7 protein-coding genes and 1 tRNA gene are annotated in these 14,726 nt (G+C 63.5%); 5 read left to right on the forward strand and 3 right to left on the reverse strand.

Going from position 1 to position 14,726, the window contains the following annotated elements; all coding sequences use genetic code 11:
* Nucleotides 1-48: 48 nt before the first annotated feature.
* Nucleotides 49-2,466: an RNA polymerase sigma factor RpoD gene (gene rpoD / locus PL79_RS05505; RefSeq protein ID WP_082088531.1), complete on the forward strand. Its 2,418-nt coding sequence runs from the start codon at nucleotides 49-51 to the stop codon at nucleotides 2,464-2,466.
* Nucleotides 2,467-2,604: 138 nt separating this feature from the next.
* A tRNA-Ile gene (locus PL79_RS05510) sits at nucleotides 2,605-2,683 on the forward strand.
* 465 nt (nucleotides 2,684-3,148) lie between these two features.
* On the opposite strand, the gene PL79_RS05515 is transcribed toward PL79_RS05510, so the two are convergent.
* Nucleotides 3,149-4,138: an alpha/beta hydrolase fold domain-containing protein gene (locus tag PL79_RS05515; RefSeq protein ID WP_044845280.1), complete on the reverse strand. Its 990-nt coding sequence runs from the start codon at nucleotides 4,136-4,138 to the stop codon at nucleotides 3,149-3,151.
* A gap of 170 nt (nucleotides 4,139-4,308) precedes the next feature.
* Nucleotides 4,309-6,882: an ATP-binding protein gene (locus PL79_RS05520; RefSeq protein ID WP_235879203.1), complete on the reverse strand. Its 2,574-nt coding sequence runs from the start codon at nucleotides 6,880-6,882 to the stop codon at nucleotides 4,309-4,311.
* A gap of 248 nt (nucleotides 6,883-7,130) precedes the next feature.
* Between PL79_RS05520 and PL79_RS05525 the strand changes: the two genes are divergently transcribed.
* Nucleotides 7,131-8,102 (forward strand): LysR family transcriptional regulator, encoded by a 972-nt coding sequence (locus PL79_RS05525; RefSeq protein WP_044845281.1) that lies wholly within the window; start codon nucleotides 7,131-7,133, stop codon nucleotides 8,100-8,102.
* Nucleotides 8,103-8,783: 681 nt separating this feature from the next.
* On the opposite strand, the gene PL79_RS05530 is transcribed toward PL79_RS05525, so the two are convergent.
* Entirely contained in the window at nucleotides 8,784-9,002 is a 219-nt protein-coding gene (locus PL79_RS05530) for a hypothetical protein (protein WP_082088533.1), read from the reverse strand.
* Between the two features lie 1,288 nt (nucleotides 9,003-10,290).
* On the opposite strand from PL79_RS05530, the gene PL79_RS05540 reads away from it, so the two are divergent.
* Complete coding sequence (locus PL79_RS05540) at nucleotides 10,291-12,741, forward strand: glucose/quinate/shikimate family membrane-bound PQQ-dependent dehydrogenase (protein WP_044845282.1); 2,451 nt, start codon at nucleotides 10,291-10,293, stop codon at nucleotides 12,739-12,741.
* Between the two features lie 417 nt (nucleotides 12,742-13,158).
* Nucleotides 13,159-14,709, forward strand: coding sequence for a phospholipase D family protein (locus PL79_RS05550; RefSeq protein WP_044845283.1), 1,551 nt, complete (start codon nucleotides 13,159-13,161; stop codon nucleotides 14,707-14,709).
* The last annotated feature ends 17 nt before the right edge of the window (nucleotides 14,710-14,726 follow it).

Genomic DNA, 14,726 nt, shown 5'->3' on the forward strand with positions numbered 1-14,726 from the left:
ATATAAGGTTTCCAGCGGTTTGTTTTCTAAGCAGAGGCGAGAATCGCGATGGCAAAGACGACAGGCGGAAAGAAAGCAGCAGGCAAGGGCTCGACGGAGCCGACCACCAAGGTCACAGCGGCCAAGTCTGCTTCTTCCACCAGGACAACGTCTTCAGCCACGTCAGCCCCTGCAGGAAAGAAAACCGCGGCCGGCACTGCTCAGGCTGCGCCGGCGCCGGCAGCCAGAACACGGGCTGCCGCCAGACCCGACTCCGGGCCGGCCCAGCCGGCGGCGAAGCGGGCAAGTGCGAAAAGCGCAAGGGACACGACTGCCGCCGCGGACGAAACGGCAGTACGTACTACTCATGCACCTACGGTTCAACCGGCTGTCGTCCAGCAGCCGCGAGTCGATATAGCCGGTACGGCGAACTCCATGACCAAAAAGCTGAACGAAGTATCCGTCGATGACGACGCAAATCAGAGCGACGAGCAGCCCGCAGCCGCGGCTGCCCCGGGCAAATCCAAGGTGCGCGATCGTCGCGCCAAGGAAAAGGCGCTGCTGAAGGAAGCGTTCGCGACGAGCACGCCCGGCACGGCCGAGGAGCTCGAAGAGCGCCGCGTGAAACTGCGCGCGCTGATCAAGCTCGGCAAGGAGCGCGGCTTCCTCACGTATGCCGAAATCAACGACCATCTGCCGGACAACTTCACCGAGACCGAAGCCCTCGAAGGCATCATCGGCACGTTCAACGACATGGGCGTGGCGGTTTACGAGCAGGCTCCGGACGCGGAAACGCTGCTCCTGAACGACAACGCGCCGGCCGCGTCGTCGGACGATGAAGTCGAGGAAGAAGCGGAAGTCGCGCTGTCGACCGTCGATTCGGAATTCGGCCGCACGACCGATCCGGTCCGGATGTACATGCGCGAGATGGGCACGGTCGAGCTGCTCACGCGCGAAGGCGAAATCGAGATCGCGAAGCGGATCGAGGACGGCCTGCGCCACATGGTGATGGCGATTTCCGCGTGCCCGACGACGATCGCCGACATCCTCGCGATGGCCGAGCGCGTCGCGAACGAAGAGATCCGCGTCGACGAGCTCGTCGACGGCCTGCTCGATCCGAATGCTTCGGACTCCGCCGATACGGACGGTTTCTCCGCGAAGGAAGCGGAAGCGATCGAGAACGAGGACGAGGAAGCCGAAGAGGAAGAGGAAGAAGAGGAAGAGGAGGAGGACGACGGTGCCGCGCAGGCGTCGGCCAATGCCGCCCAGCTCGAAGCCCTCAAGCGTGCCTCGCTCGACAAGTTCTCGCAGATCAGCGAGTGGTTCGACAAGATGCGCCGCGCGTTCGAGAAGGAAGGCTACAAGTCGAAGTCCTACCTGAAGGCGCAGGAAACGATCCAGACCGAACTGATGACGATCCGCTTCACCGCGCGTACCGTCGAGCGTCTGTGCGACACGCTGCGTGCGCAAGTGGACGAAGTGCGTCAGGTCGAGCGTCAGATCCTGCACATCGTCGTCGACAAGTGCGGCATGCCGCGTTCGGAATTCATCGCGCGCTTCCCCGGCAGCGAGACGGATCTCGACTGGGCCGAGAAGATCGCGGCCGAAGGCCACGCGTACAGCGCGGTCCTGTCGCGTAACGTTCCGGCGATTCGCGAGCAGCAGCAGCGTCTGATCGACCTGCAGGCGCGCGTCGTGCTGCCGCTGAAGGACCTGAAGGAAACCAACCGCCAGATGGCGGCCGGCGAACTGAAGGCGCGTCAGGCGAAGCGTGAAATGACCGAGGCGAACCTGCGTCTCGTGATCTCGATCGCGAAGAAGTACACGAACCGCGGCCTGCAGTTCCTCGACCTGATCCAGGAAGGCAACATCGGCCTGATGAAGGCGGTGGACAAGTTCGAATACCGTCGCGGCTACAAGTTCTCGACCTATGCGACGTGGTGGATCCGCCAGGCCATCACGCGTTCGATCGCGGACCAGGCGCGCACGATCCGTATTCCGGTTCACATGATCGAAACGATCAACAAGATGAACCGCATCTCGCGGCAGATCCTGCAGGAAACCGGTCTCGAGCCGGATCCGGCAACGCTCGCCGAGAAGATGGAGATGCCGGAAGACAAGATCCGCAAGATCATGAAGATCGCGAAGGAGCCGATCTCGATGGAAACGCCGATCGGTGACGACGACGATTCCCATCTCGGCGACTTCATCGAGGACAACAACACGGTCGCGCCGGCGGATGCCGCGCTGCATGCCAGCATGCGCGACGTCGTGAAGGACGTGCTCGATTCGCTGACGCCGCGTGAGGCGAAGGTGCTGCGGATGCGCTTCGGTATCGAGATGAGCACCGATCACACGCTCGAGGAAGTCGGCAAGCAGTTCGACGTTACCCGCGAGCGGATCCGTCAGATCGAGGCCAAGGCGCTGCGCAAGCTGCGTCACCCGAGCCGTTCCGACAAGCTGAAGTCGTTCCTCGAAGGGAACTGATTTCCAGCGTCTCACTTGCGAACGCCGCCGGTATCCGCGTGATGCCGGTGGCGTTTGTCCTCTTTAGCGGCTTTGTTGTTACAATGCCGGCCCGGCTTCGTTGCCGGGGTGGCGTGTAGCACCGGTTGCTTACCGTCTGGGCCCCTAGCTCATGCTTGGTTAGAGCAGCGAACTCATAATTCGTTGGTGCCGGGTTCGACTCCCGGGGGGCCCACCAGATTCGCTTCCAGGGTTATCCGGGGAAGTCTGTGCCGTTGAGCATAAGTTGTCCACCTGGACACGTTATGCCTTATTTCCCGATTATGACGCCTCGGATGCCGGTCATGGTCTCACGGGGCATCCGGGTTGAACGACTGCGCCGGCGACTGATCGACCGGCACGCAGCAGTTGCTCGAAGATGGCCGTCTGCGCGCGTCGACTTTCGGAGGGCGGTGGCCCGGCCGTCGTCTGCGCTCAAAAAGGCGCACGCCTATCCATAACAGAGTCGCGATATACACGAGCGACGAGAGTCCCAGTTCTGTCGACGGTGCATCCCTGCGCAGCTTCCTCAAGACAGTGCAGAACCTCGACTGCATGACTACCGCAGGCATCGCGGTCTACTACTCGATTTCCTGAGGGGATGGGAAGGTTGAGCTGTGGCGTTCGTCAATGCAGTCAACGGACATATCGATCTGTCCCATATTCAGTGTCCGCGTAGCGTCGCGCGGATCGTGCCGCATGCCAATCGCAATGCAGCCTCGGTAGGCGGCGTGTCGGCGAGGCCGTCGAGTACCGTGAAATCGTGAATCGTGCCGAGGCAGCGAACCGCGCTTACGCGAACCCCGGCGAGCATCAGCTTGCGGGCGTAGGCTTCGCCGTCGTCACGTGCGACATCGTTTTCGGCTGTGACGATCAGCGCGGGAGGCAGGTCTTCGAGGTCCGTGTAACTCGCGTTTAGCGGCATTGCGATTATTTCGCCGAGGTTTTCTGACGAAAAGCGCGTCCGTGCGTGCATGCGCCCGGTGTGTGGGGTCAAGCCGGGACCGTCGGCGTATTTCGCTGCCGAGGCGCCCGCCGGGCTTGTGGAAAGCGTCGGACACAGCATGACCTGAAGCGCGATACGGGGGCCACGGCGCGCCTTGACGAGCAGCGCGAGGGTGGCGGCGAGATGACCGCCCGTGCCTTCGCCTGCGACGATAAGGGTGCCTGCGTCGAGATTCAATGCGCGTGCGTGCTCGTGCAGATGGACGAGCGCGGTGAATGCCTGCTCGTTTTGGGTCTGAAAGCACGCAGCGGGTGCCGAGGTGTAATCGACGAGCACGACGGCCGCCTCGGCGTCGGTGGCAATCCTGCGCGCGAGCCGGTTGTCGCTTTGGCCACCCGCGAAGCTCACGCTGCCCGGCAGGAAGAGCACGGCGGGCAGCGGAGTGGGCGCCGCCTGCGGCGGTCGTACGATCCGTATCGTGAAGCCCGGATCCGCAGCGCCAGCTTTCAGCGCGATTTCTTCGGCGTGGATCGCATCCGTAGCATCGCCGTTTGCCCATTCGCGCAGACGCGCTGCCGGAACCCCTGCCTCAGTGGCATGGTCGAGGAACGATTGCGTTTCCGCATCGAGGACCGGATACGAGTCTGCGGATCTGATCAGGCCCGGTGCGGCGTCTCCGGGCGGACGGGCAGACGTGAAATCATCCATGGGGCAGTTTCCGATGAGTAAGGCTTGCTTGTCGATCCGGCACCGTTGGCCGTCGACAGAACAAATTTTCATCGGATTCCCGCACGAGCCACAGTTAAGCGTTGCTAAGAGGCGTTAAGCCCGTGTCCAGCAAAGCGTTCACGCACGCTTCGAGCCGATTTACCGTCGCTTCAGGTCTGCACACCGCGCATTGCCGCAGCCTCCTGCAAATGCACCTGTAACCACGACGGCGTGTTCCCCCGTCCAGCTTCGATCAATGCGTTTGCGCTCCCTGCGTCGCCAGCGCGCGCGAACACTTCGAGTTGCATCGGGGTTGCGCCGTCCGGCGTGACAGGTCTCCCTTCGTGAATGGCCTCGAAGCCCTCGCCCCATTTGTCCCAATACGCGAGACCGCGCCGGCGCGTGCGCTCGCGAAGCCGTGCGGTCCATTCGCGCGCGAGCGCCACTTCACCTTCCCATGTCGCGACGGCGATCGAGCCGATCGCGAGCCCATAACAGACGGTCAGATCGTGATCGATCGCCAGCGCCTCCGTCGCGCAGTCGCGCGCGAGCGCCATCGCCGCGTCGGTCTCGCCTTGCAGCCACAGAATGCGCATCAGAATGGAAATCGCAGCGATATGCGCGTCGACCTGCGCGTGATTCGCGTGCGTCGCGCGCACCGGGTCCTTATCGCGAGCCATCACCCCTTCGATCAGCGCCCGCGCGATATCGTGGTCCCCGAGGAAGTGATGTGACAACGCGCACATCCGCTCGCCGGTTTGCGTCGTCGCAAAATCGCCCGTCCGCGCGGCGGCAGCGCGAAACGCACGCGCATGTTCGAGGCTTTCCGCATACGCGCCCGCGAGCGTCCGATGCGCCCACACGCCCCACAGCGTGCGCAATGCGAGCCGGTCGTCGCCGAGGCGCTGCGCGGCGGCCTGTGCGGCGTCGAACGCGTTCGCCATGTCCGCCGTCGGCCCACGCGTGTGCCACAGCGCGTGACCGTACGCGGCGAGCAGCTCGATATACTGCTCCTTACCCGCCAGATCCGAGTTTTCCGCCGCGGCGATCGCGCGCTCGGCCATCCCGAGGAACTCGTGAGGGAGCGAAAGATGGAACCACAGCGGCGCCGTCGCGATGAGCAGGTCGATCGCGAGCTTCGGCTCGCCATCCTGGCCGGCTGCCCAATCAAAAGCGGCTCGCACGTCGTCGATTCGCTGGCTGTGAATCGCGAGCCACTGACGCGGCGCCTTGCCTTCCCACGCCGCCACGGGGTCGGCAAAGATCGCACAGCAGTACAACGCATGACGGCGGCGCGCTTCATCGAGTTCGTCCGCCTCTTCAAGTCGCATATATGCGTAATGGCGCGTCGTGTCGAGCAGTCGATAGGGATGGTCCGAATCGTCGATTACGCAGGCGATCAGCGACTTGGCGATCAGGCCAGTGACGGCGTCGAAGGCGGCGAGGTCATCGACGTCGCCACTGGCCGCGACAGCCGCAGCAGCATCTATGCCGAAGGCAGCCCGCATGACTGAGAGGCGGCGCAGCACCTGGCGCTCCTCCGGCCGGAGCAATTCATAGCTCCAGTCGAGCGTCGCGCGCAGCGTCTGCTGGCGCGGAAGTGCCGTGCGGCGGCCCTGCGTGAGTAGCGCGAAGCGGTCGTCGAGCCGCGCTGCAATCGAATGCACGTCCATCAAGCCGACGCGCGCCGCCGCAAACTCGATCGCGAGCGGGATACCGTCGAGCCGTCGGCAAATATCGATCACGGGGCCCAGATTCGCCTCGCTCAACGCAAACCGGTCATTGGCGGCGCGTGCGCGGTCGTGAAACAGGGCGATCGCCGGGAACTGCACGGCGTCGTGGAGGCTCACGCCTGCGTCAGTGTCGGGCGACGGCAACGCGGCGAGGCGATGGACGGATTCGCCTTCCGCGCGCAGCGGCTCGCGGCTCGTGACCAGCAAATGCACGCCGGACGCGCCTTGCAGCAGTTGCTCGGCGAGTACGGCAACGGCATCGATCAGATGCTCGCAGTTATCCAGCACCAGCAGCACCGGCGACGCCCCAAGCGCCTGGACAAGATCGGGCACCGGATCGCCGCTCGGGACGGCAACACCTAGCGCCGACGCGATCGTACTGGCCGCGCTCGCGGCCGCGGAGACCGGCGCGAAATTGACGAACACGGCGCGCATGCCGGTGCGCTGGGCGAAGCGATGCGCGACAGCGACGGCCACGGTCGTCTTGCCCATGCCTCCCGGGCCAGCGATGGTGAGCAAGCGTCGCTCGGGCAAGTGGTCAGTCAGACCTGCGATGACGTCCTCGCGGCCTATCACGCGAGCGAGCGTGACCGGCAGACTGCGTGAACCGCTTTCGGACCCGGTGGAAGGCTGCACTGCGTGCGGATGAGGCCGTGGTGCGGCAGGGTCCGCTGCTTCGGCCCGGGTAACGGGCGCGGCGAAACGATAGCCGCGTCCGGTCTCGTTGACGATGTAACGCACACCGTCCGGTCCGTCGCCGAGCACCTTGCGCAGCGCCGACAGATGCACGCGCAGCGCGCCTTCCTCGACGACGTTGTCCACCCAGACGCTGTCGCACAGATTGCGCGTCGAGACCAGCGCGCCCGCATGCTCGACAAGTACGACGAGAATGTCGAGCGCGCGGCTGCCGATTTTCAGCGGCGTCCCGTCCTTGAGCAGGACTCGTTGCGGGAATTGCAGCGTAAAAGGGCCGAACGCGAGGCTGTAAGGAGCGGTCATCGAGAGCGTCATCGCGCGGGTTGAGTGTCGGCCAATACGGTGCGCTGGTCGCGCACACTGACGCAAAAACAGCCAATCATTGCGCAGAAGCGCAGTACGCGCCCTTAAAAGATCTTAAAAAAACCGCTTTGTTCCAGCCGACGAAGCTTGGCACGGATCCGGGCGCCGACTTAGCAACGCTTAACAAGTCGTAACTGGCCCGATGCGCGTCTCCCCGCCAACATTGCTCCATGCAAGCCAATCAATGATCGGAGGTCGATATGGAGCGTCTGAAAGCGCTGGAGGTATTCAAGGCAGTGGCGGACCACGGCAGTTTCACGCGGGCGGCGGACGCCACGAATATTGGCGTACCGTCGGTGAGCCGCGCGGTGCAGGATCTTGAAACGATGCTCGGTGTGCAGCTCTTCAACCGGACCACGCGCCGCGTCGCGTTGACCACGGCGGGCCATGCGGTACTCGAGCGCGTCACGGGCGTCCTGTCCTCCTATGAAGACCTCGCGCGTACCGGCAGCGACGAAGCCGGCGATTGCGCGGGTAACGTCCGCATCGAGGTGCCGGCAATCTTCGATACCGCCCGCCTCACTTCCGTCCTGGTCCGCTTCATGCGCGCCTGGCCGAAAGTACGGGTCGACGTACGGCGCGTCGACCACCTGGCCGACACGCTCGGCGATCTTGCAGACCTCGCAATCGTCGTCGGTCGCTCGGCGCCGTCGTCGTGCATCGCGCGAGCACTCGCGGACGTGCCTTTCGGGCTCTATGCGAGTCCTGCCTGGCTCGAACGGACCAACGATCTCGCTCACCCGCTCGATGTGCCTGCCGAGGCTTGCCTCGCGACGGGGGCACAGCATTCGGTGTGGACGGTCAGCCATGAAGCATCCGGGGAGTGTGTGTCGCTTGCCCCGCGCGCGGCGCTGCGCACGAATTGTCCTCATGCGCTTCTCGCGGCGGCCGTCGACGGCGAGGGGGTAGCAATCCTGCCCAACCAGCTCGCACAAGCGGCGCTCAATCGCGGCGAACTCGTGTGCGTGCTCGATGCGTGGCAGGTGGCGCCACTGGAAGCCTGCCTCGTCTACCGGTCCAGACGCAATCTCCCCGCGCGGGTGCGCAGATTGACCGATTATTTGCTCGACGCCTTCGGCGAGCAGCGCGACGAGGTTGGCGCAATGGTGGCTGTACCGAACATTACTCAGATTGCAGCGACGCAGGCGACGCTAACGCCGTGCGCAGCTTGATGAATATCTTGCTTATACGAATGCAGGGGAAACAACGAAATGATGGTTGATTTTGCTGGATGTCTGCTGGACGTGTCGTCGCGGTATCTCGGACTCGCGACCAAGAACCGGACGGTGGTGGCTGACGTCGACGCCGGATCAGGACACGCAACGCGTGTGAGCGATTCACGTTGGCACGGGTTGCAGTGGTTTCCCAACTCGGTGGCGAATGTCTCTACGGCAGACGCTACAGTTGAGAGCAGTGTGCTAGACGCTCCTCCAATGATGTCGGCGCGGTAAGTAGTGCGTCAGTCGAATTGGGAAGATATGCGGCAGCCAAGACCGAGAGTACAAAACCGGATGGGATCCCCGACAATAGGCGATTGCGCAGATATCGGTGATGAAGAGATCGCGTCATTCTTCACAACTGCTACGACCTAGGCATAAAGTCGTCGGCGCCCCATAGTCGAAGTCATGTTGAGTGGTGTAATAGGGCTCAGTAGCAGTTTGTAAGGTCGTAAATGACTGGTCGGCGTACGAAAAACGCAGCTCGTCGGACGTGACTTGTCGGCGGGCGCCGTTCCATACCTCAGCGAGCTCGAGGTTATGGCGTCTGGTTGGTTCTTCGCGGAGCACCAGCCTCCCGGCGGTATGCCATGGAAATCGTGAGGTCGATGTCGAATACCCGGTGCCGGTATGCTCTCAACATCCCAGCGGGTCGTTTTCTTCGGTCTGTGAATCCAGCCACGCTCGCGCCCCGGCGTCTCTTCTCGCTCGGTACTCTTGTACGGAAGCGAGGTCGATGTCGAACTGACCAGAAGGGTTTCTCGGCAAAACTTCCATCAGGTTCCCGTGGGCGAGCAGCATGTTGATATGAGCGCAACTCACGAAGAGATACTTTGCTGCTTCTTCAACGGTCATGGTGAACGCATTTACGATCGATTATTCAGTTCAGGCCGTTCGTCGCCGGTCTCAATGGCTGGCTGTTCGCGAAGTTACCACCGTCGTGACTGCCGACGACTATGCGGTGCTCATGCCATGGATCTAGAAATAACCTACGGATTTCGTCGTTTGATTAAGCTCGCACCAGCGCTTCCATACATAGTCCGCATTGTCTGACCAACCGGGCTCCCCGATGAGCTGATAAATGCGGCCGGAGCGCGTCTCGCCGCGTCAACTCTCAAGGTCGAACGTAACGACCTCAGAGCTGGCGCGTCCTGTGCGGTCTCGGTTGTCTGCGCCGACAAAATGTCGAGTCCCGTCCGATGTTTCCAATATTCTCCAGCGCGATCGCGAGACCCCCGGCTCGTCAATTACGGGGGCGATTCTCCAAATAGGCATGAGCATCTCCTGTTCGCCGCTGAGGGCCTGGCGGGAAGACGTCGTCTCCCACACTGGCGGCACGTCATTCATGGTATTCGAATTCGCGTCGCGTTAAAGTTAAAAACTGGATTATTTTATTGGTAATTTTTCGGACGGGATATGCTTTATATTTAACTGATTGGTCGATTTATGATTTTTTGAGGAAAATGTGATTGCAGGTGGTGACATAATGTGTGGGCCGCTTATTCTTTATCTCGAGGACGAGTTATGCTTAACGGCACAGCGGTGCAACCGACCTCGATTGGACGCGAAAAGCCGGCCCGGTGGGCCGGCTTTTTCGTTTCTGGGCTTCAACGCGTCGGATCCGGGCAATCCATGGCTCCGGACTACCCGAACGGGTAGGGACCGTTCGTGTTCCCCATCCCTAAACTGCCTTCCCGAAGATTTCGCGGCGAGCGATCGCTTGTCTGCGTATTCGACGACAGACCGGTGCGCATCGAAGCCGACCATCGGCATACGCAGGCGAGCTCGACGCACTCGCTACCACCTATAATCCGAGCAAGCGCGCCTTCTTGTACGGCACGGTCGCTCACGTGGACAACAGCAAGAACGGCAACTTCCCTGTGTTTGCGACGGCGCGCGATTCCAGCTTCCAGCTCGCCGACCCGTCCGAACATGGGCGAAGGGCAAACCGGCGCGTACGTCGGGATGATGCACGTCTTCTAAAGCAACAGGCCGTTTCGCGGAGCGTTTTCCGCACAGCCGGCCACTGCGGGCACAGCGCAGTGGCTGGACGACTCGCCGGTGTTCGCGCGGGCGAGCCTCGCCACAGGCATCGAGTGACAAGCGATGCTGGCGCCGTCCTCAAAAGAAGGTTGAGATCATCATGACCAGATCAAGCGAATCATCATCGCCCGGGTTCATCGGCGTCGTAACGCTCCTGTTTATCGCGCTTACATCGCTCTTTCTGCTGATAGGCGGCGCGTACCTGCTCTCGCTCGGTGGCTCGGCGTATTACGTCGTGACCGGCGTCGTGCTGCTGGCAGTCACGTGGCTGCTGTATCGCCGCAGTCCCACTGCGCTCGTGCTCTACGCGCTCGTGCTCGTGGGCACTGCCATCTGGTCGCTGTGGGAGTCGGGTCCCGACTTCTGGGCGCTCGCGCCGCGCTCGGGGGTGCTCGTCGTGTTCGGCGTGTGGTTGCTGCTGCTCGTGAGCTGGCGTCTCGAAGTGCCGCGCAAGCTCGGCGTGCAGTCGCTCGTCGGCGCGCTCGTGATCTGGGCGGGCGTGCTCGTGTACGCCTGCTTCAACGATCCGCAGACGGTCAATGGCACGATGGCTTCGTCTGTCGGTTCGCCCGCCGCGAACGCCAACGGCATCGACGCCTCGGACTGGCCCGCGTACGGCCGCACTCAGGAAGGCACGCGCTACGCGCCGCTGCAGCAGATCACGCGGGACAACGTGAAGAACCTGCAGGTGGCCTGGACGTTCCGCACGAACGACATGAAAGGCCCGAACGATCCGGGTGAAATCACCGACGAAGTCACGCCTATCAAGATCGGCAATCTGCTCTACCTGTGCTCGCCGCACCAGAAGCTCTTCGCGCTCGACGCACAGAGCGGCGCGCTCAAGTGGACCTTCGATCCGAAGCTCAAGACCGATCCGTCGTTCCAGCACGTGACTTGCCGCGGCGTGTCGTATGTCGATCTGACGGCGAGCGCCGATGTATCGGCAACGGCTGCTCCCGCTAGCGACGCTGCTGCTTCGGCGCCGCAGGCCGCCGCACCGGCAAGCGACGCAGCCGTATCGGCCACGGGGGCGTGCTCGCGCCGTATCTACCTGCCGGTCAACGACGGCCACCTGTACGCGCTCGACGCACTGACAGGCGAGCGCTGCGCGGGCTTCGGCAGCAATGGCGACCTCGATCTCCAGCATGCCATGCCGGTCACCACGCCGGGTATGTACGAGCCCACTTCGCCGCCGGTCGTCACCAGCAAGGTGATCGTCGTAGCGGGCGCGGTGGAAGACAACTTCTCGAACCGGGAACCGTCGGGCGTGATCCGTGGTTACGACGTGCGCACGGGCCAGCTCGTGTGGGCGTTCGATCCGGGCGCGAGTGATCCGAACCATATCCCCGGCCCGGACGAGCACTACACCTGGAACTCGCCGAACTCATGGGCACCCGCCGCCTACGACGCGAAGCTCGATATCGTCTATCTGCCGATGGGCGTGCGTACGCCGGACATTTGGGGCGGCGACCGTACGCCGGAGATGGAGCGATATGCAAGCGGCCTGCTCGCGCTGCACGCGTCGACGGGCAAGCTGGCCTGGTTCTACCAGACCGCTCACCATGATCTGTGGGACATGGACATGCCGTCGCAGCCGACGCTCGCCGACATCACGACCAAGGACGGCAAGACCGTGCCGGTCGTGTACGGGCCGGCCAAGACCGGCAACCTGTTCGTGCTCGACCGCCGCACCGGCGAAACCGTCGTGCCGGCTCCGGAACTGCCGGTGCCGCAAGGCGCCGCGCCTGGCGACCGTACCTCGCCGACGCAGCCGTTCTCCGAACTCACGTTCCGTCCGAAAAACCTGCTCACGGACAAGGACATGTGGGGCGCGACGATGTACGACCAGTTGGTCTGCCGCGTGATGTTCCACAAGCTGCGGTATGAAGGCACCTTCACGCCGCCGTCGCTGCAAGGCACGCTGGTGTTCCCGGGCAACCTGGGCATGTTCGAGTGGGGCGGCATTGCGCTCGACACCGATCGTCAGATCGCCATCGCCAACCCGATTGCGCTGCCGTTCGTGTCGCGTCTGATCCCACGCGGTCCGGGCAACCCGATCGAACCGGCATCGGGTGCCAAGGGGAGCGGTACGGAATCGGGTATCCAGCCGCAGTACGGCGTGCCGTTTGGCGTGACGCTGAACCCGTTCCTCTCGCCGCTTGGCCTGCCCTGCAAGCAACCGGCATGGGGCTACATCGCCGGTATCGATCTGAAGACCAACGAGATCGTCTGGAAGAAGCGTATCGGCACGGTGCGTGACAGCTCGCCGATCCCGCTGCCGTTCAAGATGGGGATGCCGATGCTGGGCGGCCCGATGATCACGGCCGGTGGTGTGGCGTTCATCGGCGCAACGGCGGACAACTACATCCGCGCGTTCGACGTGAACGACGGCAAGCAACTCTGGGAAGCCCGCCTGCCGGCAGGCGGCCAGGCCACGCCGATGAGCTACTCGATCAACGGCAAGCAGTACGTCGTGATCGCCGCAGGCGGCCACGGCTCCTTCGGCACGAAGCTCGGCGATTACGTGATCGCTTACGCGCTGCCGAACTAACACGCGTTGCTGTTCGCACCGAGCGCCGGACAGAGGTATCGAGCCTCGCGGCGTACGGTGCGATCCCCGAAACGGCATGCGTGGCATGCCGTTTTTTTGCCTGCTTTCTGGCGACTCGTTTGCCTTCGGCAAAATCTCGAAACCCGCGACGCCGCAAGGCCTCGCGGGTTTTTCTTTTGCGCGCCGCCTGAACGTGGCGAACGTGTCGAACGTGTTCACGTCCGCGTCGCATGTCGTATCGCCGCCACCGGGAAACACGGAGCGCGTGCCGTCCCGATGTCAATCGAAGTATGCTGTGGCGCGACCGGCGCGCGCGCTCGGGATTCGTCCAGCGTGCGGACCGGGGATCCGCGCCGCGCCCCGTCCGGCAGCCAGAACAAACACAAACAGACTTCGCCCGACCGTGGGGTGGCCATCATGATCATGTTGCGTTCGTGGAGTGCGATTCTTGCGTTGCTGATGCTTGCCGCGTGCGCCAGCCTGCCGCCGCAGGCTGATCGTGCGCCGACGCATGCGTTCTCCGATACCGAAAACACGCGCCTCGGCGCGGCGTTCCGCCAGCAGGCCGCCACCCATCCTGGGCAGGATGCGTTTCATCTGCTGCGCGACCCGGTCGATGCGCTCGATGCGCGCGTGCTGCTCGCCGATCGCGCGGACCGCTCGCTGGACCTTCAGTACTACATCTGGCACGACGACCTGACCGGACACGAGCTCGCGGATGCGATCATCCGCGCGGCCGATCGCGGGGTCCGCGTGCGCGCGCTGCTCGACGATCTCGGGACGAACGCGGACGACCGCAAGCTGCTCGAGATCAGCTCGCATCCGAACATCGAGATCCGGCTCTTCAATCCGGTCGCCACGCGCCACTTCAAGAAGATCGGCACGGTGCTCGAGTTCTCGCGGGTCAACCGGCGCATGCACAACAAGGCGATGATCGCGGACAACCAGGCGGCGATCGTCGGCGGCCGCAATATCGGCGACGAGTACTTCGGCGCGTCGTCGATGCTGGAGTTCGGCGATCTCGACGTGGTCGTGCACGGCCCGGTCGTGAACGACATCTCGACCGAATTCGATACGTTCTGGAATTCGCCGTATGCATATCCGGTCGATGCGCTGGTCGGGCACGACGCGGCGCCCGGCGGCCTCGATCGGGAGCGCGCACGGCTGCGCGATTACCTGCGCGCGATGGAGGACAATCCGTACGTGCTCGAGGCGCGGCAAAGGCTCGACCAGATCGTGCACGGGCAGGGGACCGAGCTGTCGTGGGGGCGCGCGACGGTCCTGTACGACGATCCGGCGAAGATCGCACGCTCGCCGAAGGACAGCGACGGGCACCTGATGCCGCAACTGCGCGCACTCGCGCTGCGGCCCGAGCAGGAGCTGCTGATCGTGTCGCCGTACTTCGTGCCGGGCAAGGACATGGTCGAACGGCTGCGTGCGCTCACGGCGCGCGGCGTCCGAGTGACGATCCTGACCAACTCGCTCGCATCGACCGACGTCGCGGCCGTGCATGCCGGCTACCGGCGCTATCGGCGCGATCTCGTCGAGGCCGGCGTGCGGCTTTACGAGCGGCGCCCGTCCGGCGACAAGAGCATCTCGAAGCGGGTCATCATCGGCTCGTCGCGTGCGTCGCTGCATGCCAAGACGTATGTGTTCGATCGCAAGAGCATCTTCATCGGGTCGATGAATCTCGACCCGCGCTCGCTGAACCTCAATACCGAGATCGGCGTTTACTGCGAGAGCCCGGCGATTGCATCCGAAGTCGCGACGGACCTGGAGCCGCGGCTCGATCGAATCGCGTGGCGAGTCGAAGCGAGGACCGATCCGGGCGGGAAGTGGCGCCTCAAGTGGATTCAGACCGACGCGGACGGGAAGGTGACCGAACTCGATCACGAACCGGAAGTGTCGGCGGCGCGGCGCATGGAAGTGTGGTTTCTCGGCTTGTTTCCGATCGAATCGCAGCTGTGATTTCGCCTGCGCGCGAC

This window comes from Burkholderia sp. USMB20, from assembly GCF_000949135.2.
In the GTDB taxonomy this organism is placed as follows: domain Bacteria; phylum Pseudomonadota; class Gammaproteobacteria; order Burkholderiales; family Burkholderiaceae; genus Burkholderia.